This is a genomic window from Priestia iocasae (genome assembly GCF_016909075.1).
GTDB classification, from domain to species: domain Bacteria; phylum Bacillota; class Bacilli; order Bacillales; family Bacillaceae_H; genus Priestia; species Priestia iocasae.
Genome location: NZ_JAFBFC010000001.1, coordinates 74,802 through 100,149 on the forward strand (window position 1 = coordinate 74,802; position 25,348 = coordinate 100,149).

The 25,348-nt window shown below is 36.9% G+C and carries 26 protein-coding genes and 3 other annotated features; of the genes, 23 read left to right on the forward strand and 3 right to left on the reverse strand.

Annotated features, from left to right (window positions below; all coding sequences use genetic code 11):
• Positions 1 to 19: 19 nt before the first annotated feature.
• The 16 genes from polA (at position 20) to JOC83_RS00420 (ending at position 15,863) form a co-directional block, all read left to right on the forward strand.
• Positions 20 to 2,650, forward strand: a complete 2,631-nt coding sequence (polA, locus tag JOC83_RS00345) for a DNA polymerase I (RefSeq protein WP_205182446.1) — start codon at positions 20 to 22, stop codon at positions 2,648 to 2,650.
• Between the two features lie 18 nt (positions 2,651 to 2,668).
• A complete protein-coding gene (gene mutM / locus JOC83_RS00350) occupies positions 2,669 to 3,499 on the forward strand; it encodes a DNA-formamidopyrimidine glycosylase (protein WP_205182447.1) in 831 nt (276 codons plus the stop codon).
• Positions 3,500 to 3,594: 95 nt separating this feature from the next.
• Entirely contained in the window at positions 3,595 to 4,230 is a 636-nt protein-coding gene (gene ytaF / locus JOC83_RS00355) for a sporulation membrane protein YtaF (RefSeq protein WP_205182448.1), read from the forward strand.
• 27 nt (positions 4,231 to 4,257) lie between these two features.
• Positions 4,258 to 4,854 carry a dephospho-CoA kinase gene (gene coaE, locus JOC83_RS00360; protein WP_205182449.1) on the forward strand — a complete coding sequence of 199 codons (597 nt, stop codon included), beginning with the start codon at positions 4,258 to 4,260 and terminating at the stop codon, positions 4,852 to 4,854.
• A gap of 260 nt (positions 4,855 to 5,114) precedes the next feature.
• Positions 5,115 to 6,146, forward strand: a complete 1,032-nt coding sequence (locus JOC83_RS00365) for a glyceraldehyde-3-phosphate dehydrogenase (protein ID WP_205182450.1) — start codon at positions 5,115 to 5,117, stop codon at positions 6,144 to 6,146.
• A gap of 406 nt (positions 6,147 to 6,552) precedes the next feature.
• On the forward strand, positions 6,553 to 6,933 hold the full coding sequence (gene speD, locus JOC83_RS00370; RefSeq protein WP_205182451.1) for an adenosylmethionine decarboxylase: 381 nt from the start codon (positions 6,553 to 6,555) through the stop codon (positions 6,931 to 6,933).
• An 80-nt stretch (positions 6,934 to 7,013) separates the two neighbouring features.
• Positions 7,014 to 7,418, forward strand: coding sequence for a cytosolic protein (locus JOC83_RS00375; protein WP_205182452.1), 405 nt, complete (start codon positions 7,014 to 7,016; stop codon positions 7,416 to 7,418).
• Positions 7,419 to 7,645: 227 nt separating this feature from the next.
• On the forward strand, positions 7,646 to 8,107 hold the full coding sequence (gene nrdR, locus JOC83_RS00380) for a transcriptional regulator NrdR (protein ID WP_205182454.1): 462 nt from the start codon (positions 7,646 to 7,648) through the stop codon (positions 8,105 to 8,107).
• Positions 8,108 to 8,216: 109 nt separating this feature from the next.
• Positions 8,217 to 9,641 (forward strand): replication initiation and membrane attachment family protein, encoded by a 1,425-nt coding sequence (locus JOC83_RS00385; protein ID WP_205182456.1) that lies wholly within the window; start codon positions 8,217 to 8,219, stop codon positions 9,639 to 9,641.
• A 98-nt stretch (positions 9,642 to 9,739) separates the two neighbouring features.
• A complete protein-coding gene (gene dnaI, locus JOC83_RS00390; RefSeq protein WP_205182458.1) occupies positions 9,740 to 10,672 on the forward strand; it encodes a primosomal protein DnaI in 933 nt (310 codons plus the stop codon).
• Positions 10,673 to 10,765: 93 nt separating this feature from the next.
• Positions 10,766 to 11,644 (forward strand): putative sporulation protein YtxC, encoded by an 879-nt coding sequence (locus JOC83_RS00395; RefSeq protein ID WP_205182460.1) that lies wholly within the window; start codon positions 10,766 to 10,768, stop codon positions 11,642 to 11,644.
• A 50-nt stretch (positions 11,645 to 11,694) separates the two neighbouring features.
• Positions 11,695 to 11,973: a binding site (T-box leader), on the forward strand.
• Between the two features lie 54 nt (positions 11,974 to 12,027).
• Positions 12,028 to 13,959, forward strand: a complete 1,932-nt coding sequence (thrS, locus tag JOC83_RS00400; RefSeq protein ID WP_205182462.1) for a threonine--tRNA ligase — start codon at positions 12,028 to 12,030, stop codon at positions 13,957 to 13,959.
• A 234-nt stretch (positions 13,960 to 14,193) separates the two neighbouring features.
• Positions 14,194 to 14,319, forward strand: a sequence feature (ribosomal protein L20 leader region).
• Between the two features lie 86 nt (positions 14,320 to 14,405).
• Positions 14,406 to 14,909 carry a translation initiation factor IF-3 gene (gene infC, locus JOC83_RS00405; RefSeq protein ID WP_205182464.1) on the forward strand — a complete coding sequence of 168 codons (504 nt, stop codon included), beginning with the start codon at positions 14,406 to 14,408 and terminating at the stop codon, positions 14,907 to 14,909.
• A gap of 21 nt (positions 14,910 to 14,930) precedes the next feature.
• Positions 14,931 to 15,131 (forward strand): 50S ribosomal protein L35, encoded by a 201-nt coding sequence (rpmI, locus tag JOC83_RS00410; RefSeq protein WP_110114071.1) that lies wholly within the window; start codon positions 14,931 to 14,933, stop codon positions 15,129 to 15,131.
• A gap of 37 nt (positions 15,132 to 15,168) precedes the next feature.
• Positions 15,169 to 15,528, forward strand: coding sequence for a 50S ribosomal protein L20 (gene rplT, locus JOC83_RS00415; protein ID WP_110114070.1), 360 nt, complete (start codon positions 15,169 to 15,171; stop codon positions 15,526 to 15,528).
• Between the two features lie 74 nt (positions 15,529 to 15,602).
• On the forward strand, positions 15,603 to 15,863 hold the full coding sequence (locus JOC83_RS00420; RefSeq protein ID WP_205182465.1) for a DUF1294 domain-containing protein: 261 nt from the start codon (positions 15,603 to 15,605) through the stop codon (positions 15,861 to 15,863).
• 146 nt (positions 15,864 to 16,009) lie between these two features.
• On the opposite strand, the gene JOC83_RS00425 is transcribed toward JOC83_RS00420, so the two are convergent.
• On the reverse strand, positions 16,010 to 16,396 hold the full coding sequence (locus JOC83_RS00425) for a sigma-w pathway protein ysdB (protein WP_205182466.1): 387 nt from the start codon (positions 16,394 to 16,396) through the stop codon (positions 16,010 to 16,012).
• Between the two features lie 170 nt (positions 16,397 to 16,566).
• On the opposite strand from JOC83_RS00425, the gene JOC83_RS00430 reads away from it, so the two are divergent.
• Both JOC83_RS00430 and JOC83_RS00435 read left to right on the forward strand, forming a co-directional pair.
• Complete coding sequence (locus tag JOC83_RS00430; RefSeq protein ID WP_205182467.1) at positions 16,567 to 17,055, forward strand: dUTP diphosphatase; 489 nt, start codon at positions 16,567 to 16,569, stop codon at positions 17,053 to 17,055.
• Between the two features lie 78 nt (positions 17,056 to 17,133).
• On the forward strand, positions 17,134 to 18,219 hold the full coding sequence (locus JOC83_RS00435; RefSeq protein WP_205182468.1) for a M42 family metallopeptidase: 1,086 nt from the start codon (positions 17,134 to 17,136) through the stop codon (positions 18,217 to 18,219).
• 42 nt (positions 18,220 to 18,261) lie between these two features.
• On the opposite strand, the gene sspI is transcribed toward JOC83_RS00435, so the two are convergent.
• A complete protein-coding gene (sspI, locus tag JOC83_RS00440; protein ID WP_205182469.1) occupies positions 18,262 to 18,468 on the reverse strand; it encodes a small acid-soluble spore protein SspI in 207 nt (68 codons plus the stop codon).
• Between the two features lie 101 nt (positions 18,469 to 18,569).
• Between sspI and JOC83_RS00445 the strand changes: the two genes are divergently transcribed.
• The 3 genes from JOC83_RS00445 to pheT all read left to right on the forward strand — a co-directional run bounded on the left by JOC83_RS00445 (position 18,570) and on the right by pheT (position 23,291).
• The gene (locus JOC83_RS00445; RefSeq protein ID WP_239583251.1) at positions 18,570 to 19,325 is read left to right on the forward strand and encodes a TrmH family RNA methyltransferase; all 756 of its coding nucleotides are present in this window, start codon (positions 18,570 to 18,572) and stop codon (positions 19,323 to 19,325) included.
• A 212-nt stretch (positions 19,326 to 19,537) separates the two neighbouring features.
• Positions 19,538 to 19,772: a binding site (T-box leader), on the forward strand.
• 55 nt (positions 19,773 to 19,827) lie between these two features.
• Positions 19,828 to 20,862: a phenylalanine--tRNA ligase subunit alpha gene (pheS, locus tag JOC83_RS00450; RefSeq protein WP_205182470.1), complete on the forward strand. Its 1,035-nt coding sequence runs from the start codon at positions 19,828 to 19,830 to the stop codon at positions 20,860 to 20,862.
• Between the two features lie 14 nt (positions 20,863 to 20,876).
• Complete coding sequence (gene pheT / locus JOC83_RS00455) at positions 20,877 to 23,291, forward strand: phenylalanine--tRNA ligase subunit beta (protein WP_205182472.1); 2,415 nt, start codon at positions 20,877 to 20,879, stop codon at positions 23,289 to 23,291.
• A 28-nt stretch (positions 23,292 to 23,319) separates the two neighbouring features.
• Here pheT and rnhC read toward each other — a convergent pair whose 3' ends face one another.
• Complete coding sequence (gene rnhC / locus JOC83_RS00460; RefSeq protein ID WP_378912562.1) at positions 23,320 to 24,216, reverse strand: ribonuclease HIII; 897 nt, start codon at positions 24,214 to 24,216, stop codon at positions 23,320 to 23,322.
• Between the two features lie 248 nt (positions 24,217 to 24,464).
• On the opposite strand from rnhC, the gene zapA reads away from it, so the two are divergent.
• Positions 24,465 to 24,725, forward strand: a complete 261-nt coding sequence (gene zapA / locus JOC83_RS00465; protein WP_205182476.1) for a cell division protein ZapA — start codon at positions 24,465 to 24,467, stop codon at positions 24,723 to 24,725.
• A 5-nt stretch (positions 24,726 to 24,730) separates the two neighbouring features.
• Positions 24,731 to 25,273 carry a CvpA family protein gene (locus JOC83_RS00470; RefSeq protein ID WP_205182478.1) on the forward strand — a complete coding sequence of 181 codons (543 nt, stop codon included), beginning with the start codon at positions 24,731 to 24,733 and terminating at the stop codon, positions 25,271 to 25,273.
• Positions 25,274 to 25,348 lie beyond the last annotated feature (75 nt).

Consider the following 25,348-nt stretch of genomic DNA (forward strand, 5'->3'; position numbering starts at 1 on the left):
AGGAAGCGGAGGATTATAAATGACAAAGAAATTAGTGTTAATTGATGGAAATAGTATCGCTTATCGTGCTTTTTTTGCGTTACCATTGTTGAACAATGATAAAGGAATACATACCAATGCTGTTTACGGTTTTACGATGATGTTAATGCGTATAGTAGAAGAGGAAAAGCCCTCTCACCTGTTAGTTGCTTTTGATGCAGGGAAAACAACATTCCGTCATGAAACATTTAAAGAGTATAAAGGTGGAAGGCAGAAAACGCCACCTGAACTTTCGGAGCAATTTCCGTTTATTCGCGAGCTTTTAGACGCCTACAATATTAAGCGCTATGAACTAGCGAACTACGAAGCGGATGATATTATTGGCACTCTATCTGCACAAGCGGAGCAAGAAGGACTTGACGTGAAAGTTATTTCAGGAGACAAAGATTTGCTTCAGCTCGTTTCAGATCGAGTGACTGTTGATATTACAAGAAAAGGGATTACGGAAGTAGATTCCTATACACCTGCTTTTATCGACGAAAAATATGGCATTACACCAGAACAAATTGTCGATATGAAAGGATTAATGGGGGATAGCTCAGATAATATCCCAGGTGTACCAGGGGTTGGAGAAAAAACGGCATTAAAGCTTTTAAAAGAGCATCATACGGTAGAGCAATTACTAGAATCCATTGATCAAGTGAGTGGTAAGAAATTAAAAGAAAAACTTGAGGAACATAAAGAGTTAGCGATAATGAGTAAAAAGCTAGCGACAATTTTTCGAGAGGCACCAATTGAAGTAAAAGTAGAAGATGTAAGCTATGAAGGACACGATAATGAAAAGCTAGCAGCTCTCTTTAAAGAATTAGGATTTAACTCTCTTCTTGATAAGCTAGGATATGAGGCTGAAGAAATCCATGAAGAATTTGAAGATATGAATTATGAGATTATCACATCTGTCAGGGAAGAGATGTTAACAACGCATTCAGCTTTGATCGTTGAACTTTTTGATGAAAATTACCACCACGCTGATATTATTGGCTTTGGTATCGCTAATGAGACAGGAAATTACTTTATTCCAGCTGATACGGCACTAGAATCAGAAGTGTTTTTATCATGGATAAGTGATGAACAAATGAAAAAAGTGGTGTTTAACGCTAAGAAGTCAGCCGTTTCTTTAAAGTGGAAAGGAATTAATTTAAAAGGGGTTTATCATGATGTGATGATTGCTTCTTATATTATTAATCCTTCTGATTCAAATGATGATTTAGCTACAATTGCAAAGCAAAAAGGCTACTCACAAGTTCAGTCAGATGAAGCTGTATATGGTAAGGGAGCAAAGCGAAAAGTACCAGAACAAGACATTTTAGCAGAGCATGTTGTTCGAAAAGCACTTGCTGCTTATCACCTAGAAAATCAGCTAACAGATGAATTAAAAGCAAACGAGCAATATAAGCTCTTTGAAGATCTTGAAATGCCTTTGTCCCTTGTGTTAGGTGACATGGAACATCAAGGTGTCAAAATCGATATGAATCGTTTAAACACAATGGGTACAGAGATTGGTGAACGATTAGATGAAATTGAGAAAAACATTTATAGATTAGCTGGTGAATCATTTAATATCAATTCACCAAAACAATTAGGAGTTGTGTTGTTTGAAACGCTAAATTTACCTGTGATTAAGAAGACGAAAACAGGCTATTCTACATCCGCAGACGTATTAGAGCAATTGGCAGATAAGCATGAGATTATCTCAGAAATTTTGCACTATCGTCAGCTCGGGAAGCTGCAGTCTACTTATATTGAAGGTCTTAAAAAGGTTGTGTATGAAGAAACCAATAAAGTACACACACGTTTTACGCAAACATTAACGCAAACCGGGCGGTTAAGCTCTACAGATCCAAATCTCCAAAACATTCCTATTCGCTTAGAGGAAGGAAAGAAAATTCGTCAAGCATTTGTTCCTTCTCAACAAGATTGGGTTATTTTTGCAGCTGATTATTCACAAATTGAATTACGTGTTCTTGCACATATTGCAAATGATGAAAAGCTAATCGAGGCATTTCAAAATGATTTAGATATTCATACGAAAACAGCCATGGATGTTTTTCATGTTGAGCAAGATGAAGTGACATCGAATATGCGTCGTCAAGCAAAGGCTGTAAACTTTGGGATTGTGTATGGAATCAGTGATTATGGTTTATCTCAAAGTTTAGGCATTACCCGAAAAGAAGCAGGAAAATTTATTGAGCGTTACTTAGAAAGCTTTCCAGGTGTAAAAGAATACATGGATGACATTATTCGAGATGCAAAAGAAAAAGGGTATGTCACAACGCTTTTACAAAGAAGAAGGTACTTACCAGAAATTACGAGTCGTAATTTTAACTTGCGAAGTTTTGCAGAACGAACAGCGATGAATACACCGATTCAAGGAACAGCGGCTGACATTATTAAAAAAGCAATGATTCATATGGCTGAACGTTTAAAAGAAGAAGGACTACAGTCAAAATTATTATTGCAAGTTCACGATGAATTAATCTTTGAGGCACCGAAAGAGGAAATTGAAACATTAAAAAAATTAGTGCCTGAGGTAATGGAACAGGCGCTAGAGCTTAAAGTTCCTCTGAAGGTAGATTACTCGTACGGAGATACATGGTTTGATGCAAAGTAATAAAGGAAGTGAGACAAGATGCCGGAATTACCTGAGGTCGAGACGGTTAGACGTACCCTTATTGAGCTCGTAAAAGGGAAGCAAATCCAACATGTGAAAGTGTATTGGCCAAAAATGATTAAGCAACCAGACGATGTACATCAATTTGCAGATGCATTAAAAGGTCAAACCATACAAGATGTATCACGTAGAGGAAAGTTTTTAAAATTTATATTAGACGATTATGTACTTGTTTCTCATTTGAGGATGGAAGGTAAATATGGGCTGTACGATAAAGTAGAAGAGTATGATAAGCATACACACGTTTTTTTTGAGTTTGCAGATGGAACAGAGTTACGTTACAGAGATGTTCGTAAATTTGGAACGATGCATTTATTTAAAAAGGGTGAGGAGGAGTTACATGCTCCTCTTGTTTCTTTAGGACCTGAGCCTTTTTCTAATGACTTCACTCCTGAACTTTTAGAAAGTAAGCTGAGAAAAACCAACCGTAAAATTAAGCCCGTCTTATTAGATCAAAATATTGTTGTTGGTCTTGGTAACATTTATGTAGACGAAGCGTTATTTCGAGCGGGAATTCATCCTGAGCGGATAGCAGCTACATTAACGAAAGAAGAAATTGAGCGTGTACATAAAGAAGTGGTGGCGACACTACAAGAGGCCGTAGAGCAAGGAGGAAGCACGGTTCGTTCTTATGTCAATACACAAGGGCAAATTGGCATGTTTCAACTTCGTCTATTTGTATATGGTAAAAAAGGAGAAGCATGCAAACGTTGTGGAACACTGATTGAAAAAAGCGTGGTAGGAGGACGTGGAACGCATACATGTCCAAGCTGTCAGCCACGTCCATGAGGTTAAAGTGATTGAGTATGCATCTTTAGGTGTATAACACACTGGATAGGCTCTTTCCATATACTATTTTAGAAATAGATGGAAGGAGCCGTAAAATGACTGTCACACTTTCCTTACTTGTATTAGCATTTGCAGTTAGTCTTGATAGCTTTAGTGTAGGCTTAACATATGGGCTTCGCAAAATGGTTATCCCTTTAAAATCGATTGTCATTATTGCGGGTTGCTCGGCAATCTCTTTAATGACGTCTATGTTTTTAGGAAAGATAATAGCTGCCTTTTTTTCACCTCAAATTATGGAGAAAATGGGAGGATATATCCTCGTTTTATTAGGGGGATGGATTTTATATCAATTTTTTCGTTCATCCGATTCACTAAAAAATAGTAACGAAGAGAAAGTTTTATTCAAATTAGAGATTCAGTCATTTGGAGTTGTCATTAATATTTTGAAAAAGCCAACGGTAGCTGATTTTGATCAATCAGGGTCAATTACTGGTATTGAAGCATTTGTATTAGGCGTTGCCCTCTCTCTTGATGCATTTGGAGCAGGAATTGGAGCAGCTCTATTAGGATACTCGCCTTTTTATTTAGCGATTGCCGTTGCGTTAATGAGTTCTATTTTTCTATATGCAGGTATTCGATTTGGAAAAGTATTTTCAGCATTGAAGTGGATGAAGGCCTTTTCTTTTTTACCTGGTATTTTACTTATTGTATTAGGCATTTGGAAGTTATAAAGATGTTTTGATGGAAGGAGAGCCGACATGGCGGTTGTAATTGGTCTAACAGGAGGAATTGCTAGTGGGAAAAGTACGGTTGCTTTCATGATGGAGCAGCTAGAAATTCCAGTTATTGATGCAGATAAAATTGCAAAAGAAGTAGTAGAGGTCGGCACAGATGCTTATCATAAAATTGTAAAAACATTTGGAGAGCGAATTCTTCAAGAAAATGGTTCAATTGATCGTGCTACATTAGGCTCCATTATTTTTCCGAATAAAGAAGAGCGTGAAAAATTAAACAAGATTGTTCATCCAGCTGTAAGAGAAATGATGCTACGTAAGAAAGAACAGCTACTACATGAAGGAAACGAAATAGTCGTACTCGATATTCCTTTACTATTTGAAAGTGATTTAACACATTTAGTTGATAAGGTATTAGTTGTTTATGTAGATGAGGATGTTCAATTAGAGCGATTGCTAAAACGAAATCAATTGACAGAGGAAGAAGCAAAATCACGTATTCAATCGCAACTACCACTTGTTCAAAAAGTGGCTTTAGCAGACGCTGTCATTAACAACAATGGATCAATAGAAGAGACGAAAGCTCAATTACTTAGCGCACTCGCTTATTGGAATAAATAATAAGTGATTTTATGTGCGACAATTTATAAAACCCCTTGCCTACTAAGTATTCAGTGAAATCACTGAATAAATAGGTAAGGGGTTTTCGTTGTACATCTTTATGTAGGCGAATTTTTCATTTTAATTTCATTGGCACTAAAAAAATAGATAAAATTAGAAAAATAAGCGTTTTCATCATTCCTTTTTCGATTATATGTGTTATACTTATTATCGTAAAACAACAATAAGTATAACACATATATATAGAGAGGGGAATGACCATGAGAGCGAAGATCGCGATTAATGGTTTTGGGAGAATAGGAAGAATGGTATTTCGTAATGCCATCCAACAAAATAATTTAGAGGTTGTAGCGATTAATGCAAGCTATCCTGCAGAGACGCTAGCACACCTTATTAAATATGATTCAATTCACGGTAAATTTGAAGGGGAAGTTATTACAGGAGATAATGAGCTTATTGTAAACGGGAAGAAAGTACGGTTAATCGATTCAAGAGATCCGTTGTTTTTACCTTGGAAAGAGTTAAACATTGATATCGTCATTGAGGCAACTGGTAAGTTTAATTCTCGTGACAAGGCGAAGCTACATTTAGAAGCTGGCGCTAAAAAGGTTGTTCTAACAGCTCCAGGAAAAGAAGAAGATATTACGATTGTCATGGGAGTAAATGAACAAAACTTTAACGTATGTGAACATCAAATTATTTCGAATGCATCTTGTACGACTAACTGTCTAGCTCCAGTGGTAAAAGTATTAGATGAAGCATTTGAAATTGAAAATGGATTAATGACAACTGTTCATGCTTACACAAATGATCAAAAAAATATTGATAATCCACATAAAGATTTAAGGCGTGCACGCGCATGTGGACAATCAATTATTCCAACTACAACAGGAGCAGCTAAAGCTTTAGCTTTAGTATTGCCTCATTTAAAGGGTAAGTTACATGGAATGGCATTACGTGTACCAACACCCAATGTATCACTAGTTGATTTAGTGGTAGACGTTAAAAAAGATGTCACAATCGATGAGGTCAATGAAGTATTCTTAAAAGCTTCACAGGGAGCGTTAAAAGGCATTCTTGACTTTACATTAGAGCCTTTAGTGTCAATCGATTTTAATACAAATTCAAATTCGGCTATTATAGATGGATTGTCAACGATGGTGATGGGTGATCGGAAAATAAAAGTGTTAGCTTGGTACGATAATGAGTGGGGGTATTCAACTCGAGTAGTTGACTTAGTACAATACATTGCTACTGAGATGTTTAAAAAAAATGAAATGAAAGTAGGATGAAAAAACGAGAGTAACATCTCGTTTTTTCTTTTTATGGTAGATACTGATGGCTTGTAATGTGAAAAAATTAACAAATTGTTTTAGTATTTATAAATAGGGTAAAAAGTAAACACATGGAGACAAGTTTCAAAGCTTGTAGAATAAGCATTTTTTATTGCGGGAATGGTAAATAAATGGTTACTTTGAAAAAACTTTAGAAATAAAAAAACAAAAAACATATATTGCAAAAAAAGTTTAAACAAAGTATACTATGTTTCGTGAACTTCTTATATACCTTTCGGCTATGTAGCTACTTAAAGGGTTAGGACCTCTCTGGACTAACTTTCCCCCGTGGTAGTTCACATTCCATATGGCGAAAGAAATTCATGTTTAACGATTAAAAATTGTTAAAGGGGGAAATACGAGTATGGAAACTATGGGTCGTCACGTTATCTCAGAATTATGGGGTTGCGATTTCGATAAGTTAAATGATATGGAATACATTGAAAAAACATTCGTTGATGCTGCACTAAAAACGGGTGCTGAGGTTCGCGAGGTAGCATTTCACAAATTTGCTCCTCAAGGAGTAAGTGGAGTTGTTATTATCTCTGAGTCACACTTAACAATTCACAGCTTCCCAGAGCATGGTTATGCAAGCATTGATGTTTATACTTGTGGTGAGTTAGATCCTACGATTGCTGCTGATTATATCGCAGAAGCGCTGAATGCACAAACTCGTGAAACAATTGAAGTTCCACGTGGTATGGGTCCTGTACAAGTAAAGCCAGCGCAAGTAAAAGCACTTTAATAACGAATTTGAAATCGGAACTAAGATAAGAGGTGTATATCATGCACCTCTTTTTATTATAGGTAAAAGGAGTTGCACAAATGGGGGCATTACAATCACTTAAGCAAGCGTTCTCAAATCATACAGAAACAAATGATCATCACCATGATCCGAATTTGAGAAGTCACTATTATAAAACAACAGCTCCAAATGGATTCAAAACAGTGAAAGAGATGGTTGAGAAGATTGAGGGCTTTCACATTTTAGCGGCTTACGAAGACCGTGGAGAAATTAGTGTCAATATCAAAAAAGGTCGGAAGGCATTTATGGTAATTACAGTCATTTCGTTACGACCATTTGAAACAGCCGTTGATTTGTCTGTTACAACAGAAACGAAGGTATTACCTTTTGATTTTGGGTACAGTAAGCAACTTGTAAAAGCAATGTATGAACAGCTAGATAAAAAGCTCGTTTTAGTGAGACAAGGCTCTACGTCTGTGAAATAGTTAAATTAAATCAGAAAATACTGTTCATTCCCTTGTATTTATGCATCATTTTCTATAAGATGAAAGAAAGCAAAACTTCCTTTTCGGGAAGTTTTTTTATCACGGAAATAAAATGGTTTGTCATTGTTATGGACCATTTTGAACAAAGTGAATATTTATCAATAGGAGTCTTACCTGTTGAGTTAAAATAAAATCAAAAGAAAATGTGTATTAATGGAGCTGAGAAGATGAAGTGTCCATCGTGTCAATTTAATGGAACGAGAGTATTAGATTCAAGGCCCGTTGAAGAAGGGCGTTCAATTAGAAGAAGACGAGAGTGCGAAGAGTGTCATTATCGCTTTACAACATTTGAAAAAGTAGAAGAGCTTCCTCTTATTGTGGTAAAAAAAGACGGAGCGAGAGAAGAATTCAGTAAGGAAAAAGTATTAAGAGGATTAATTAAAGCGTGTGAAAAGAGACCGGTGAGTTTAAAGCAGCTAGAAGATACAGTCATGGATGTTGAGAGAGAACTACGTAGCCAAGGAACGTCTGAAATTCAATCAGAGGTTGTAGGCGAAATGGTCATGGAGCGCTTAGCTTTAATTGATGAAGTCTCTTATGTTCGATTTGCATCTGTTTATCGACAGTTTAAAGATGTAAATGTCTTTATTGAAGAGTTAAGGGAATTAATAAAAAAAGAGCGGTTATAAAAGAGCGTATAAAGGTTCCTTTAGGCTCTTTTTTTGCACTTTCGGGGTTTTTACAGCAAAATTAATACATAATGAATTTAAAACGAATAGTAGGTAGGGTTAAAATAAAATGACAGAGCAACATTGGAAAGAACTAATACCAGTTGATCGCTATGTTGTACGAGCGAGCGCTATTCTTCAAGATTATGATCGAAGAATTTTGACGATGCTTTATCAACCGCTAATAGGATCACTTTCTTTCAGTTTATATATGACATTATGGAGCAGTTTAAATGAAGACCGATTATGGGGGAAAGAAGTGACGCATCATCATTTAATGGCTATGATGCAAATGAATTTACCGCAAATCCATCGTGAACGTTTGAAGCTAGAAGGGATAGGGTTATTAAAGACCTATGTGAAAAAACAGGATGAAGATCGTGTTTTTATTTATGAGTTAGTCCCGCCATTAACTCCTCGTCAATTCTTCAATGATGGTGTGTTAAATGTGTATTTATATAATCGATTAGGAAAAAATGTGTTTCAGAAAATAAAACAGTATTTTTCAGAAGAAGCTATTCATCATGAGGAGTTTAAAGATATTACACGACCATTTAATGAAGTATATCAATCGGTTCATGCAAATGAGTTGGCAATTAACTTTCAAGGTGAAGCCAAACATGATTTAATAGAAACACAAGGGTATGAATACATTGATTCCTCTCATGAGACAAGCTTTAGTATCTCTGGGGATACATTCAATTTTGATTTGTTTCATGCAGGACTTAGTGAAGCGATGATTTCTAAAAAGGCCATTACACCGAAAGTAAAGGCTGCTATTCAAAAATTAGCCTTCTTATATCATATTGATCCGTTACAGATGAAAAATATTGTGATTAGTGCAGTGGATGAATTCGATCAAGTTGATATTGAACAGCTACGAAAAGCAGCTCGTGATTTTTATCAATTTGAACATGGTGATTCATTACCTAGTTTGAGTGAAAAAGTTCAGCCGCCTTTATTGAGGACAATGGAAAATAAACAGCCAACTTCACAAGAAGAGCAGCTTATTAAGCATCTTGAAGTGATTTCGCCTAGACAGCTACTTATTGAAATATCAGGAGGAGCTGAGCCAACAAAATCAGATTTACAAATGATTGAAGACATTCTGTTTCAGCAAAAATTATCTCCAGGTGTTGTCAATGTACTCATTCATTACGTGTTACTTAGAACGGATATGAAGCTGTCCAAAGCTTATGTAGAAAAAATTGCTGGACATTGGGCAAGAAAAAATATAAAGACTGTTCAAGAAGCAATGAAACTGGCAAAGAGTGAGCATAAGGATTATCAAAACTGGGCTGAAAACAAGCAGCAAAAAACAACTTCTAAGAAGATTGTTCGAAAAGAAATGGTTCCAGATTGGTTAAAGCAGGAGTCGGAGGAGCAAGAAGTGAAGAAACCTGCTGCATCTCAAACATTTGAAGAAGAGAAGAGAAAATTAAAACAAGAGCTTGAGCAATTAGACCAAGACTTGAAGAAAAAGCGTCAAGAGTAAAAGGTTCATTTTATTCATTGTGTTGATTTAAAGAAGCACATACGATGCATTAGACTAAAAGCCAAGCGGTGATTAATAACCAGAAAGAGGTGAGATAGTTGAAGCCTATTAATGACTCTTTAGATAAGTTAGTCCAAAATAAAGGGTTTAAAGAACGCTATGAAGAGTTAAAGAAACAAGTGCTTAGTGATGAGGGAGTTCGTGCATTTATTCAAGAACATCGATCAATGTTAGATGAACAAATGGTCAATCGAGGTCTTGTAAAGCTAAATGAATATAAAGGTCAAAGTAAGCAATGTGAAAACTGTCCATCTCTAAATGGCTGTGTCAATATGATCAAAGGGTATCAGCCTCAATTAGTGTTAGAAGGTAAGGGTATTGAAATTCAATACGAGCGCTGCCCGCGAAAAATACGTGAAGATCAGCGAAAAGAACATGAATCGTTTATTCGTTGTTTATATGTACCGAAAGATATTTTAGAAGCCTCAATGGTGGGGGTTGAAATTGAAGAGGGACGATTTGAAGCGATTAAGCTAGCACGTGATTTCGTTCGTGAATATGAACCGAATAAAAAAATAAAAGCTCTCTATTTACACGGGCCTTTTGGTGTTGGTAAAACGTATATACTAGGTGCAATTGCAAATGCACTAGCGGAGAAGAAAATTCAGTCTACAATTATTTATGTACCTGAATTTCTAAGAGAATTAAAAGGTTCCTTTCAAGATCAAAGTTTCAATCAAAAAATTGAGTTTATTAAAAATGCACCTGTGTTGATGTTAGATGATATTGGAGCTGAAGGTGTAACTAGTTGGATGAGAGACGATGTATTAGGAACAATCTTACAGTTCCGTATGTTAGAGAATTTACCAACTTTCTTCTCATCAAATTTAAATTTTAAACAGTTACAACATCATTTTACGTATACACAACGTGGTGAACAAGAAGAGATTAAAGCGGCACGTATCATGGAACGAATTAAGTCATTAGCACGTTCTGTGGAAGTAATTGGTGACAATAAACGTAATCTATGAGGAAGTCATTTTACTTTTCAAGTAATGACTTGCTCATTTTTTTTCATTATCTCCCATATACATGAATTAAGCGTGTCCAAAGGGGGGATATGATTGATCAACATTTCATTTCAATATTCAAATGACGCATTAAGAATATATGAGTTAATTTGCGCAGAAAGCAGCGCTTTATCATATAATCCTCAATCTATTGAGGTTGTGGGTCATAAGGTTTTAATTAAATATGTCTTAAGAGATTGTGATTATGTGCTTGAGCAAATCGTCATCCCAGCATTAACAAAGTTTGTTCTTCTTTATAAAGAAAGCGAGTTGCTTATGACGATTTTGCAAGATAGGTTCTTTTATTGTGAAGTAGATGAACAAGTACACATTTTACAGATGGTACAATCAATTATAGAAGGAGAACGTGAAGATATTCCTCAACAAACGTTTAATGATTCTAAAGAACAATTAGTTAAAGAAGCATTAACTAATTTTATGAAGGATGGTCTTACGTTTACCTTTGAATCGTTTTTACAATTTCGATTAAAAGAATACATGGAACGTCTTGTCTATTATATCGGAATTGGAATTGATGAATATAAGCTTGAACAAGAGTACCAAGTATTTGTGAATCAATTAAGAATGCTCATTCAAGAGTCCAAAACAAATGTGCCGTCTGTACATGTTTTTCATCATGGTGAAGATGAATTTGCTTTCTACAATGACCAATTTAACGAGCTAACAGAGGAACAAAGGCAGCATTTCTCAGAGATGTTTTTTCAACAGCACCGTACGATATACATAGATAAACAAGTTGTAGCTCCATTGCTTCAAATGTCTCCTCTAAAAATTCATATCTACACGAGTTCGTCTGAGAATAGTTTGATTCAGACCTTGCAAAATATTTTTGAAGAGCGCATCGAAATTGCCCATACGAACCTGTTTTTCGAAGTGCAATCGTTCAATCTACAACAAGAGGTTGATTTCTAATTCTAAAATGCATATAATAAATTCAGATTGTTACAAAACGTCATAAAATGTAAAAAGTTATGATGAGGACATGAATATATTTCTACGGTTCACAGAGAGGGAAATCGAGGCTGCAAATTTCCTAACACGATTAATATATTTACCACCTTTAAACTTCAGTAATGAACAAATGATATATTTCATTAGTTACTGACGGTCTTTCCGTTATCAAGCCCAGAGATGTTTAGCGTATGTGTTCGTTCAATACATATTTGTAGAGACGATGAGTGATTACATAGGTTGAACTAAAAAAAGGGTGGTACCACGTGTATACACAACTCGTCCCTTATTTAGGGATGGGTTTTTTTGTGTTTATTCCCATTATTTATAAGGAGTTGAATAGAATGTCTGACGTAGTAAAAATGACATTTCCAGACGGAGCAGTAAAGGAATTTCCAAAAGGAACAACAACAGAAGAAATTGCAGGCTCAATTAGCCCTGGTTTAAAAAAGAAATCAATTGCTGGTAAAGTAAACGGTGAGTTAGTGGACTTACGTACATCAATTGAAGAAGACGGAACAATTGAAATTGTGACGCAAGATTCGGCGGATGCACTTGAAGTGATGCGCCACAGTACAGCACATTTAATGGCACAAGCGATTAAGCGTTTATACAAAAATGTGAAATTAGGTGTAGGCCCAGTTATTGAAAATGGCTTCTACTATGATATTGATATGGAAGAGTCATTAACACCTGAAGATTTACCGAAAATTGAAAAAGAAATGAAAAAGATCGTAAACGAGAACATTGAGATTGTTCGTAAAGAAGTGCCTCGTGAAGATGCAATTAAATTATATGAAGAAGTTGGCGATAACTTAAAGTTAGAGCTAATTGAAGCGATTCCTGCTGGAGAAGCAGTATCAATCTATGAGCAAGGTGAATTTTTCGACTTATGTCGAGGTGTGCATGTCCCGTCTACAGGTAAAATTAAAGAATTTAAATTATTAAGCATTGCAGGTGCTTACTGGCGTGGAGATAGCAAGAATAAAATGCTTCAACGTATTTACGGAACAGCTTTCTTCAAAAAAGCTGAATTGGACGAGCATTTACGTCTTTTAGAAGAAGCAAAAGAGCGTGACCATCGTAAATTAGGGAAAGAACTTAACCTATTTACTAATTCTCAAAAAGTAGGACAAGGTCTACCTTTATGGCTACCAAAAGGTGCGACAATTCGTCGTGTAATTGAGCGCTATATTGTAGACAAAGAAGAGCGTTTAGGTTATCAACATGTGTACACGCCTGTTCTTGGTAGTGTAGATTTATACAAAACATCTGGACATTGGGATCACTATCAAGATGGCATGTTTCCAGCAATGGAAATGGATAATGAACAGCTTGTTCTTCGTCCTATGAACTGTCCACATCATATGATGGTGTATAAAAATGATATCCATAGTTATCGTGAATTACCAATTCGTATTGCCGAGCTTGGTACAATGCATCGTTATGAAATGTCTGGTGCATTATCAGGGTTACAGCGTGTTCGCGGTATGACACTAAATGATGCTCACATTTTTGTACGTCCAGATCAAATTAAAGAAGAGTTTATTCGCGTAGTTCGCTTAGTACTTGATGTCTACAAAGATTTCGGTTTAGATGATTATTCATTCCGTCTTTCTTACCGTGATCCTGAAGATACAGAGAAGTATTATGATGATGATGAGATGTGGGAAAAAGCACAAGCGATGTTAAAAGAAGCGATGGATGACATGGGCTTAGATTATTATGAAGCAGAAGGTGAAGCAGCATTCTACGGTCCAAAGCTTGATGTTCAAGTGAAAACGGCGTTAGGAAAAGATGAAACACTTTCTACTGTTCAACTAGACTTCTTATTGCCTGAGCGATTTGATTTAACATATGTAGGAGAAGATGGGAAGCAACATCGTCCGGTTGTTATTCACCGCGGGGTTGTATCAACAATGGAGCGTTTCGTTGCGTTCTTGATTGAAGAATACAAAGGGGCATTCCCAACATGGTTAGCGCCAACTCAAGTACAAGTGATTCCAGTTTCTTCTGATGTACATCTAGAGTATGCAAAGAAAGTGCAAGAACAGCTGCAGCTAGAAGGCTTCCGCGTTGAGCTAGATGACCGCAACGAAAAGATGGGCTATAAAATTCGTGAAGCTCAAATGCAAAAAACACCATATATGCTGGTTGTAGGAGATAAAGAAGTGGAAGAACAAGCAGTAAACGTGCGTAAATATGGTGAGCAAAAGTCAGAAACAATTGAATTTGAAGCATTTCTTAGCAACTTAAAAGGCGAAGTGAAGCGCTAAAATTACATGTTGTTCATTTGAGTAGATCCTACGTGCCTTTGTACCTGGAGTAGGAATCAATCTCTCTTCACTATCGCGAGTAACAAAGTTTGTAGCAACAGTATTTTTTAAAAAACTATTGCATAATGGTTTTTCATTTGATACAATATTTTTTGTTGTGAAACAAAAGAAACCAAGTCATTGACATTTGTCTTTGTTAATAATATAATAGCTTAAGTAATTGAATACTTGTTTGTGCAGAAGAAGGAGCACCCGCTTCTCACCTGATTGACGCTACAGCAGTTGGCAGGTTTAAATCGTATGATAACTTTAACGATAGAAGTGTGGGTGCAGTATGTGTGCTCACACTTTTTTGTTGGGTCTATATGCAAGCTGACTAATAAGCGTTTTGTCAAACGAGTTATTCGCTCATTAAACCTTGGAGGTGGCTACTTATTAGCAAGGACATGATGGTAAACGAGGGCATTCGAGCTCGCGAAGTTCGCTTAATTGACCAAAATGGTGAACAATTAGGGATTAAATCAAAACAAGAGGCGTTAGATATCGCCACACGAGTGAATTTGGATTTAGTAATGGTTGCTGCAAATGCGAAACCACCAGTATGTCGTATCATGGACTACGGTAAATTCCGCTATGAGCAACAACGTAAAGACAGAGAAGCTCGTAAAAACCAAAAGGTTGTTAACTTAAAAGAAGTTCGTTTAAGTCCAACAATTGAAGAACATGACTTTAATACGAAACTTCGTAATGCACGCAAATTCCTTGAAAAAGGCGATAAAGTAAAAGCTTCTATCCGTTTTAAAGGACGTGCTATTACGCATAAAGAAATTGGTCAACGAGTACTCGATCGTTTTTCAGAGGCTTGTGCTGATATAGCTTCGGTTGAAACTTCACCGAAAATGGAAGGTCGTAGCATGTTCTTAGTTTTAGCACCTAAAAACGAAAAGTAATAGAACGAGGAGGAACACCCTATGCCAAAGATGAAAACACACCGTGGCGCTGCAAAGCGTTTCAAGAAAACTGGAAGCGGTAAGTTAAAACGTGCTCGTGCTTACACAAGTCACTTATTCGCTAACAAATCTACAAAACAAAAGCGTAAACTACGCAAAGGTACGTTAGTAAGCAAAGGTGACTTCAAACGTATCCGTCACTTACTAGACAACATTAAGTAATTCGTTTAAATAGAAACATTACAGGAGGGAAACGATTATGCCACGCGTAAAAGGCGGTACAGTAACACGCAAACGTCGTAAAAGAGTTTTAAAATTAGCTAAAGGTTATTTCGGTTCTAAACATACATTATACAAAGTTGCTAACCAACAGGTAATGAAATCATTAATGTATGCTTACCGTGATCGTCGTCAAAAGAAACGTGATTTCCGTAAATTATGGATCGCACGTATCAATGCGGCTGCACGTATGAACGGTCTTTCTTACAGCCGTTTAATGCACGGTTTAAAATTAGCAGGTATTGAAGTTAACCGTAAAATGCTTGCTGAATTAGCTGTAGCTGACGAAAAAGCATTCGCTGAATTAGCATCTGTTGCAAAAAGCAACTTAAGCAAATAATTCGATAAAATCTCGCTGTCAATTGATAGCGAGATTTTTTTATTAACAATAAGCTTAAATGAGGTGATTTAGTAGTGAAACCATTCGTTCTCATTTATTTAATCGTTGTAAATATAGTAGGTTTTTACTTAATGGGAGAAGACAAAAAAAGAGCAAAGAAAAGAGAATGGCGTATTCAAGAAAGTACGTTATGGTTGGTTGCAGCTGTTGGTGGAGCAGTAGGATTAACCATTGGTATGTATTTATTTCGACACAAAACAAAGCACATTGCGTTCAAGGTAGGCTTTCCTCTCTTAGCTATCACTTTTTTAGTTCTTCTTTTTATGAGAATGTAAAAAATGAAAAAAGGGTTGAATCAAAACATCTAATTTGACTCAGCCCTTACTATTTCTTACCTCTAAAATCTAGCAAAATGAATAGATAGGTACGAGAAGTTGCATACATGCATTCCCCTCTACCTAATGAATGTAAGAATCACGTCTTAGTGTTGAAGAAACTCTTTTATAGGGCTTTTCCACTGAACCTTTGCATGTGGATAATGAGCTCTTACTTCGTGTTCAATAATAGCGAAATCATCACGCGTTAATCCTTCTAATTGTTGAGCATTCTTAATAGCGATAATGATAGATACAATTTCAAAGGAGTCATGGGTTGTACCTAAATATTTTTCTCCTTCAAATAAAATCCCTTGATACGTTATTAAAAAGTTTTTACGAGTATTTCTCTTTTCATCTAACATATAAAACTGCTTTTGCTCATGAGCTAGTTCGAGCTTGCGCTTCGGATTTAAAAAGTAGCGAATGGATCTATATAGCAAGTAAATAAACAAAATAACAATCAGGATGCGTACGAGAAGAACAAAAAACATAGTACTTGTCCCTCCTTCTATAATCTTCTCATATTGTACGTATAAGAATAGAAAAGGTTTCACTATTTAAGAAGAATAGTTTATTCTTTTTCAATCGATAAGTTCCTTTTATAAATACTGATAATGAAGTAAGCTATGTGTAGATACATAATGAATGAGGAGTGAGAGTCATGAACATAACAAAGTTGTTTCAAATGCAACAGCAATTGGACAAGCATATCCAACAAAAGCATGAATTACAAAATGAAAGGCTGATTGAACGAAAGCTACTAGCCTTGTTAGTAGAAATGGGTGAATTGGCCAATGAAACACGATGCTTTAAATTTTGGAGCCTAAAGCCTTCCTCAGAGAAAAAAATTATTTTAGAAGAGTTTGTAGACGGTGTTCATTTCATTCTGTCACTAGGGATTGAAAATGGATATACTACTATTCAGACGCTTCCAACGATGCAACAGCAAGAAACAATGACAGGACAATTTTTACAAGTATTTAAAGAGGCGATGAACTTCCAAGAAGAGATGTCAAAGGATAAATATGTTCAATTATTTGCATCATACATAACGCTAGGTGAAATGCTAGGTTTTGAAGCTGAAGAAATAGAAGAAGCATATGTGTCTAAAAATGAAGTCAATTTTAAACGTCAAGAGCAAGGATATTAATGAGGCACTGCTCTATCATTTAGCGTTTTTTAAAACTTTTCTGTATAATTAGAGAATACATAAGAAGGGGGAAGTTAAATGAAGAAATTAGATGAAACTTTAACCATGTTAAAAGATTTAACGGATGCAAAAGGGATTCCTGGAAACGAGCGTGAACCTCGTGAAGTGATGAGGAAGTATATTGAACCTTACGCAGATGAATTAAAAACAGATGGCTTAGGTAGCTTAATTGCTGAAAAAGTAGGTCTTGAAAATGGACCTAAGATTATGATTGCAGGTCATTTGGATGAAGTGGGCTTTATGGTCACACAAATTGATGATAAAGGATTTGTTCGCTTTCAAACAGTTGGTGGCTGGTGGTCACAAGTTATGCTTGCACAACGTGTAACCATTGTGACAAATAAAGGTGACGTTACTGGGGTAATTGGTTCAAAACCACCGCATATCTTATCACCAGAAGCGCGTAAAAAACCAGTAGAAATTAAAGATATGTTCATTGATATTGGTGCTTCAAGTCGAGAAGAAGTGTTAGAGTGGGGAGTAAAGCCTGGCGATCAAGTTGTTCCTTACTTTGAATTTACCGTATTAAATAATGAAAAGATGTTATTAGCAAAAGCATGGGATAACCGTATTGGTTGTGCGATTGCAATTGATGTTTTAAAGCAGTTAAAAGGTGTTGACCATCCTAATGTTGTATACGGTGTAGGAACGGTTCAAGAAGAAGTAGGGCTGCGTGGAGCGAAAACCGCTGCTAACATGATTCAGCCTGACATTGCATTTGGTGTGGATGTGGGAATTGCAGGAGATACACCTGGTGTTTCAGAAAAAGAAGCGCTTGGTAAAATGGGCAAAGGTCCACAAATTATTCTCTACGATGCATCAATGGTGTCTCATAAAGGATTAAGAGATTTTGTAACAGATGTAGCGGATGAGTTAGCCATTCCGTATCAGTTCGACGCAATGGCTGGTGGAGGAACAGATTCAGGAGCTATTCATATTTCAGCTAACGGAGTACCAGCCCTATCCATTACAATCGCTACACGCTATATTCATTCTCATGCGGCAATGTTACACCGTGATGACTATGAGCATGCGGTAAAACTAATTACAGAAGTGATTAAACGTTTAGACGCAGACACAGTGAAAAACATTACATTTAATTAATGAGAAAGGGCGACTTCATTAAGTCGCCCTTTTTACTGACTTCTACTGTAAGCTTTTCTCTAATGTTGAAAGGATCTCTTGTTTATCTTGTTGATCGGAGTTTTGCCAAAGCACTTCAAACAACACACCTAATCCTGGAAGCATTTTTTCTTCACCTTGTTGAATGGCATCATTAATCGTTTCTTGGATCTCCTCCTGAGAGTTTCCGGAAACGTTTGAAAGAATAGCTTTTCGTAAGTTTAAGTTCATTTTTATCACCTCGTTATGTGTAAGATGCAAAATTAGTTTTTGTTTTCTAGACAAAATATATGTAAAATCAATAAGAGATTATAAAAAAGGAGTTATGTTCGTTGAAACGAATCGATTCTATTAAAAATCCGCAAGTGAAAACGTGGAAAAAACTACATACAAAAAAAGAACGAGATAAATCAGGACTTTTCTTTATTGAAGGCTTTCATTTAGTAGAAGAAGCATTAAAAACAAAGGCAATCATTAAAGAACTAATCATAACGGAACAAACAGAAATTCCTGCCCATTGGAACATAGATGATGTGTCGGTAATAATGGTAACAGATGACATTATGAAGATGATTTCAGAAACAGAAACCCCTCAAGGAATCGCAGCTATTTGTTATCAGCAAACCAATGAAGAGGTGCTACATACAGCACAGAAAATCTTATTATTAGATGCAGTCCAAGATCCTGGTAATTTAGGAACGATTATTCGTACTGCAGATGCAGCAGGAGTTGAAGTAGTTGTCATCGGAGAAGGTAGTGTCGATACTTATAATGGGAAAGTGATTCGTTCTACACAGGGCGCACTATTTCACTTGCCTGTTATAAAAAAAGACCTTCATGAAGTGGTGAAGCAACTAAAAGAACGCGATGTTAAGCTGTATGGTACGTCACTTGAAAATGGGCAGCCTTATACAGACGTACAACCATCTTCTTCGGTTGCTCTTATAGTTGGAAATGAAGGAAATGGCGTTAGTAAGGAATTGCTTGAGGCAACAGATACGAATCTTTATATTCCTATTTATGGTAAAAGTGAATCGTTAAATGTAGCTGTTGCAACAGGGGTTTTACTTTATTATCTATATGTTTGATAAAGAAATGCTTTGCTAAGGGGCGGTTGATTTTAGTGCCTCTTCTTGAAAGATAATCGTTTAAAGCTGTTAAAGAGATCCGAGATGAAAATCAACTATACATGATTACTTGGTAAAGAATACTAAAGTTTATGAAAACAGCTGTAAAGAATATAGGAGATGTAGTTGCAACTTTGAGTTGTTTTCAATATAATAAAAAAATAATTGTATATATAAAAACGATGATAGAGCCTAGTAACTTACTGCTCACTATTTAGGGAGAAAGTACCGCGACTGAAAGTACTTTTATGGCAGAGGTAAGTGAATTCATCTCTTGAGTTGACACTTGGACCATTGACATAATGTAAAGGTGTTCCGGGAATTCCGTTAAAATGAATGAAGTGAACAATACATAGATATCGTGTGTTGTTAACAAGGGTGGTAACGCGATTAATCCTCGTCCCTTTTTGGGGGCGGGGTTTTTATTTTGGAATTTTTTAGATAAAAGGAGGAGCAATAAGCGATGAAAGAACGTTTACAAGAGCTGCAACATGAAGCAATTGCAAAAGTTGAAGCAGCAACTAATTTAAAAGAATTAAATGATGTGCGTGTAGCTTACTTAGGAAAGAAAGGACCTATTACGGAAGTATTAAGAGGAATGGGTAAGCTTTCTGCTGAAGAGCGTCCTGTCATGGGAGCATTAGCAAATGAAGTACGTGAAGCGATTGCATCTAAAATTGAGGAAAAGCAAGTAGGATTAGAACAAGCTGAAGTAGAACGCAAGCTTGCGTCAGAAACCATTGATGTGACACTTCCTGGTCGCCCTGTAACAATCGGAGGACACCATGCGTTAACAGCAGTTGTGGAAGAAGTAGAAGATTTATTTTTAGGCATGGGCTATCAAATTGCGGAAGGTCCAGAAGTAGAGCAAGATTACTATAACTTTGAGGCGTTAAACTTACCAAAAAGTCACCCAGCGCGTGATATGCAAGATTCTTTCTATATTACAGAAGAAATCTTATTACGTACCCATACATCTCCTGTTCAAGCTCGCACAATGGAGAAGAACACAGAAAAAGGGCCAATCAAAATCATTTGCCCTGGTAAAGTATATCGTCGTGATGATGACGATGCGACGCATTCTCATCAGTTCACTCAAATTGAAGGTCTTGTGATTGATGAAAACATCAGCATGAGTGATTTAAAAGGTACATTAGAAGTATTTGCGAAAAAGATGTTTGGAAACGATCGTGAAATTCGTTTACGTCCAAGCTTCTTCCCATTTACAGAGCCATCTGTTGAAGTAGATGTATCTTGTGCGAAATGTGGCGGAAAAGGCTGTAACGTATGTAAACAAACAGGATGGATTGAAATTTTAGGAGCAGGGATGGTTCATCCGAACGTTCTTGAAATGGCTGGTTACGATTCAAAGAAATATCAAGGATTTGCATTTGGTATGGGGCCTGAACGTATTGCGATGTTAAGATATGGCATTGATGATATTCGTCATTTCTATACAAACGATGTTCGATTTTTACAACAATTTAAACAAGCGTAAAGGAGGGATTTCACATGTTTGTATCATATCGTTGGTTACAAGAATATGTGGATTTAACAGGAATTTCAGCAACAGAATTAGCAGATAAAATTACAAAGAGCGGTATCGAAGTAGAAGGTGTAGACGTACTAAACAAAGGTGTAAGCGGCGTTGTTATTGGGCATGTTGTCGTGCGTGAACAACATCCTAATGCAGATAAGCTAAGCCGATGTCAAGTGGATATTGGCGAAGATGAGCCAGTTCAAATTATTTGTGGAGCACCGAACGTTGCTCAAGGTCAAAAAGTAGCGGTTGCGAAAGTAGGCGCGGTGTTACCAGGTAATTTTAAAATTAAGCGTGCAAAGCTTCGTGGAGAAGAGTCTCACGGAATGATCTGTTCGTTACAAGAACTAGGTATTGAAGGCAAGTTAGTTGCCAAAGAATATCAAGAAGGCATCTTTGTTTTCCCTAGTGATGCAGAAGTAGGGTCTGATGCATTAGCGGCATTAAACTTACACGATGAAGTGCTTGAGCTTGGGCTGACACCAAACCGTTCAGATTGTTTAAGTATGCTTGGAGTTGCGTATGAAGTAGCGGCTATTTTTGGAAAAGATGTGAAGCACCCAGAAGTAGCGGTCGAGGAAACGACTGAAAAAGCGGCTGATTATGTGTCAGTAAAAGTAGAAGCAAGCGAAGATAATCCATTATATGTAGCGCGCATTGTGAAGAACGTAAAAATCGGACCATCGCCACTTTGGATGCAAACACGTTTAATGGCATCTGGTATTCGTCCTCATAACAACGTTGTGGATATTACAAACTACATTTTACTAGAATATGGTCAGCCACTACATGCATTTGATTACGATCGCTTTGGTTCAAAAGAAGTTCTTGTTCGCCGTGCAAAAGCAGGTGAAAAGATTATTACGCTTGATGATCAAGAGCGCGCATTAACGGAAGCCCACCTTGTGATTACAAATGGTACGGAGCCGGTTGCATTAGCAGGCGTCATGGGCGGGGCAAACTCAGAAGTACAAGAGGATACAACGACTGTACTACTTGAGTCAGCTTTCTTTAAAGGAACAACTGTGCGTCAAGCATCAAAAGACCATGGACTACGTAGCGAGGCAAGTGCACGTTTTGAAAAAGGAATTGATCCAAATCGCACACGTTTAGCTGCAGATCGTGCTGCTCAGTTAATGGCTCAATATGCGTCAGGTGAAGTTGTAAGTGAAGTTGTAGAAGTTGATACATTAACCGTAGAACCAGCAGTGGTAGCTGTATCATTAGAGCGGATTAACAGTGTACTAGGAACGAACTTATCAATGGATGAAGTAAAGGATATCTTTACTCGTCTTCAATTCACGTATAAAGAAGAAGAAGGTCAGCTTATTGTAACGGTTCCAACAAGACGTGGAGATATTACAATCGAGGAAGACTTAATTGAAGAAGTTGCGCGTTTATATGGCTATGATCATTTACCAACAACGTTACCAGTTTCAGCAGCAACACCTGGTAAATTAACAGAGTATCAAGCAAAGCGTCGCAAAGTACGTCGTTACCTAGAAGGTGCAGGTCTTTATCAAGCGATTACGTATTCATTAACAAGTCAGGACAAAGCGACTCAATTTGCTCTTGAAGAAGCAGATACAGTTCGTTTAGCTATGCCGATGAGTGAAGATCGTAGCATCTTACGTCAAAGCTTGATTCCGCACTTGCTAGAGGTTGTAAAGCATAACAATGCTCGTCAAATCGATTCAGTTGCGGTTTATGAAACAGGTTCGATCTTCCTATCAAATGGTGCAGGTCAGCTTCCAATGGAAAAAGAACGATTAGCAGGTGCTGTAACGGGCTTATGGCATATGCATGGCTGGCAAGGCGAAAAGAAGGTTGTTGACTTTTATGTGATCAAAGGTGTGCTTGAAGGCTTATTTGCGCAACTTAGCTTAGAAGATCGTATTGTGTACCAGCCTGTGAAAAAAGAAGGGATGCACCCAGGACGTACGGCAGAAGTACTTCTAGATGGTATGAGTGTTGGATATGTAGGACAATTACATCCAGTGACACAAAAAGACTATGATTTACGCGAAACATACGTATTCGAACTAGATTTACAAGCTGTACTAAATACGGAAGTAGCGCACCTTTCTTATACAGCAATTCCACGTTTTCCATCTATTACACGTGACATCGCACTTGTTGTAGATCAGTCGGTACTTGCTGGAGAAATCGCTCGTACAATTAAAGAAGTGGGCGGCGATTTATTAACAGATGTAACGGTCTTTGATCTATATGAAGGTGAACGAATGGAAGAAGGGAAAAAATCAGTAGCTTACTCATTACGTTACTTAAATCCAGAGCGCACGCTAACGGACGAAGAAGTAACAACGGTACATGAGCAAGTATTAACAACGGTTGAAGAAAAATTTGGCGCAACATTGCGTTCATAAAAAAGAGCGGTGTGGATATCCACACCGCTTATTTTTTAGCTAATTTTATCGCTTTTTGTGTATTCGCAAAATGAAGCTTTGTTAAGGAAGCAAGAGAGTCGATGCCTTGTTTTTGAATAAGTTTAGCGGCAGCTACATCTACTTGCGCACCTGCTCCTTTTGGAATCGTCATTCCTGCTACCTTACTTAGCTTATCCATCTCACGTAAAAATGCGTATCTTGCCATAATAGAGGCAGCAGCAACGGCTAAATGGATGCTCTCACCCTTTGTACTAAAAAACACATTTTCTTTGACAATCTGTTTTTCTTTTACAATATGCTTATAGTAGGTAGTTTGTTCGACGAATTGATCAATTAAAATAGCATCAGGTTTGATTGGTTCTATTTTTGTTAGAACATTGTGAATGGCTTTATTGTGGAGGAGAGCTTTCATTTTCCCTTGAGACATTCCTTTTTGTTGCCACTCATTATACTTTTCGTTATGTAAAATAAGCAGACTATAAGGTATGAACGTCACCAGTTGTTTGGCAATTTCTACAATCTTAGCGTCATTTAAATCTTTTGAATCACGAACCCCTAACTCCTTTAAAAGAGGGATTTGTTCTTTTGAGACGTATGCTGCGACAACGGTAATTGGACCAAAGTAATCACCCGTCCCAACCTCATCTGAACCGATGACCGACAATGAATGAAAGTTGGCGGGCAAGTTAGCAGTTTTGCCGTTCTTTGCTGAAGAAGGCTGGCTTTTTGATGTAGGTGCCTTTCCTTCCCATTTGTTTACTTCTTCTGAAGCAGCTCTTCCTTGAAATAATACCTTTCCTGAGCGATAAGCCGTAATACTGCAACCGTCTATTTTAGCAGCAAAGATGCCCCCCTGTGGAACTTTAGGTAGTAAGTAGGCATGATAGTGTGATTTCATCTTCATAACAGTGTCGTTTGAAACGACTAAAACAGCGTGTGACAACTATGTCAACTCCTCTATTAATATTTTCAATTAAAACAGAACATGGTAAATTCATTTTAGTTTACAATGTACGTATTTATTAAGTAAACTCTATACATCTACTTTTTTACTATGTCCATGATAACGTACTCATGGACATCTTTCCATTCCATCTCTTTTCATGGTATTATAAGGATTAGGATTTTTTTCATGGAACGGAGGACTTTCTCGTGTCAGAACAAGAAAAAACGCGTGCAACAGTCGATATATTTGGACAACAGTTTAAAATTGTTGGGACCGAAAGCACAAGCCATATGCGTCTTGTTGCTTCAATCGTGGATGATAAAATGCGGGAAATTAGTCAAATGAACCCGTCTTTGGATATAAACAAATTAGCCGTATTAACCGCTGTGAATGTGGTTCATGATTATATAAAGTTAAAAGAAGAGTACGAAAAATTAGAAAAGGAACGTCGAACGAAAAAGGAATGACAAACATGTTAGATATTATCTTAATAGGATTACTTCTTTTAGGTTTCTTTGTTGGAATTAAGAGAGGTTTTATTTTACAACTTGTTCATCTGATTAGTTTTGTTGCGGCCTTTCTTGTAGCTTATACGTTTAGTGGAGATTTAGCGCCTCGATTACGTATTTTAATTCCGTTTCCTAATTTCGATCAGCAAAGTGTTGCATCATTCTTTGTTAGCTCCGCATATATGGAAGATGCGTTTTATCGAATGATTGCTTTTGCAATCTTATTTTTCGCTACACAAATTTTACTGAGAATGGTTGGTTCTATGCTCACATCTCTAGCTCAGCTACCAATTTTAAAGCAGTTGAATAAGTGGGGAGGCGGTATACTAGGGTTTTTAGAAGTATACGTGGTTGTCTTCATTTTACTCTACATTGGAGCGGTTCTACCTGTAAGTGGCATACAAATACCTATTCAACAGTCGATTGTAGCGACACATATTGTTCAAAATACGCCATATTTGTCCGCTACTCTACAAGATTTATGGACACAGTATGGATCAATATAACGTTATGTCATAAAGGGTGTTCCAAAAGTAATTGAAGCTTTTTGGGCCCTTTTTTTTTATAAAGTGGATTTTTCA

Excerpts from the sequence above, each read along its gene's own strand:
- JOC83_RS00435 (WP_205182468.1), top strand. The coding sequence starts at position 17,134 with ATGAAGAAATTAGATGAAACTTTAACCATGTTAAAAGATTTAACGGAT.
- infC (WP_205182464.1), top strand. The coding sequence starts at position 14,406 with ATGATGGTAAACGAGGGCATTCGAGCTCGCGAAGTTCGCTTAATTGAC.
- JOC83_RS00375 (WP_205182452.1), top strand. The coding sequence starts at position 7,014 with ATGGGGGCATTACAATCACTTAAGCAAGCGTTCTCAAATCATACAGAA.
- JOC83_RS00430 (WP_205182467.1), top strand. The coding sequence starts at position 16,567 with ATGAACATAACAAAGTTGTTTCAAATGCAACAGCAATTGGACAAGCAT.
- JOC83_RS00365 (WP_205182450.1), top strand. The coding sequence starts at position 5,115 with ATGAGAGCGAAGATCGCGATTAATGGTTTTGGGAGAATAGGAAGAATG.
- JOC83_RS00425 (WP_205182466.1), bottom strand. The coding sequence starts at position 16,396 with ATGTTTTTTGTTCTTCTCGTACGCATCCTGATTGTTATTTTGTTTATT.
- thrS (WP_205182462.1), top strand. The coding sequence starts at position 12,028 with ATGTCTGACGTAGTAAAAATGACATTTCCAGACGGAGCAGTAAAGGAA.
- mutM (WP_205182447.1), top strand. The coding sequence starts at position 2,669 with ATGCCGGAATTACCTGAGGTCGAGACGGTTAGACGTACCCTTATTGAG.
- pheT (WP_205182472.1), top strand. The coding sequence starts at position 20,877 with ATGTTTGTATCATATCGTTGGTTACAAGAATATGTGGATTTAACAGGA.
- coaE (WP_205182449.1), top strand. The coding sequence starts at position 4,258 with ATGGCGGTTGTAATTGGTCTAACAGGAGGAATTGCTAGTGGGAAAAGT.
- rpmI (WP_110114071.1), top strand. The coding sequence starts at position 14,931 with ATGCCAAAGATGAAAACACACCGTGGCGCTGCAAAGCGTTTCAAGAAA.
- sspI (WP_205182469.1), bottom strand. The coding sequence starts at position 18,468 with ATGAACTTAAACTTACGAAAAGCTATTCTTTCAAACGTTTCCGGAAAC.
- pheS (WP_205182470.1), top strand. The coding sequence starts at position 19,828 with ATGAAAGAACGTTTACAAGAGCTGCAACATGAAGCAATTGCAAAAGTT.
- polA (WP_205182446.1), top strand. The coding sequence starts at position 20 with ATGACAAAGAAATTAGTGTTAATTGATGGAAATAGTATCGCTTATCGT.
- JOC83_RS00385 (WP_205182456.1), top strand. The coding sequence starts at position 8,217 with ATGACAGAGCAACATTGGAAAGAACTAATACCAGTTGATCGCTATGTT.
- ytaF (WP_205182448.1), top strand. The coding sequence starts at position 3,595 with ATGACTGTCACACTTTCCTTACTTGTATTAGCATTTGCAGTTAGTCTT.
- rnhC (WP_378912562.1), bottom strand. The coding sequence starts at position 24,216 with ATGAAGATGAAATCACACTATCATGCCTACTTACTACCTAAAGTTCCA.
- speD (WP_205182451.1), top strand. The coding sequence starts at position 6,553 with ATGGAAACTATGGGTCGTCACGTTATCTCAGAATTATGGGGTTGCGAT.
- nrdR (WP_205182454.1), top strand. The coding sequence starts at position 7,646 with ATGAAGTGTCCATCGTGTCAATTTAATGGAACGAGAGTATTAGATTCA.
- rplT (WP_110114070.1), top strand. The coding sequence starts at position 15,169 with ATGCCACGCGTAAAAGGCGGTACAGTAACACGCAAACGTCGTAAAAGA.
- JOC83_RS00470 (WP_205182478.1), top strand. The coding sequence starts at position 24,731 with ATGTTAGATATTATCTTAATAGGATTACTTCTTTTAGGTTTCTTTGTT.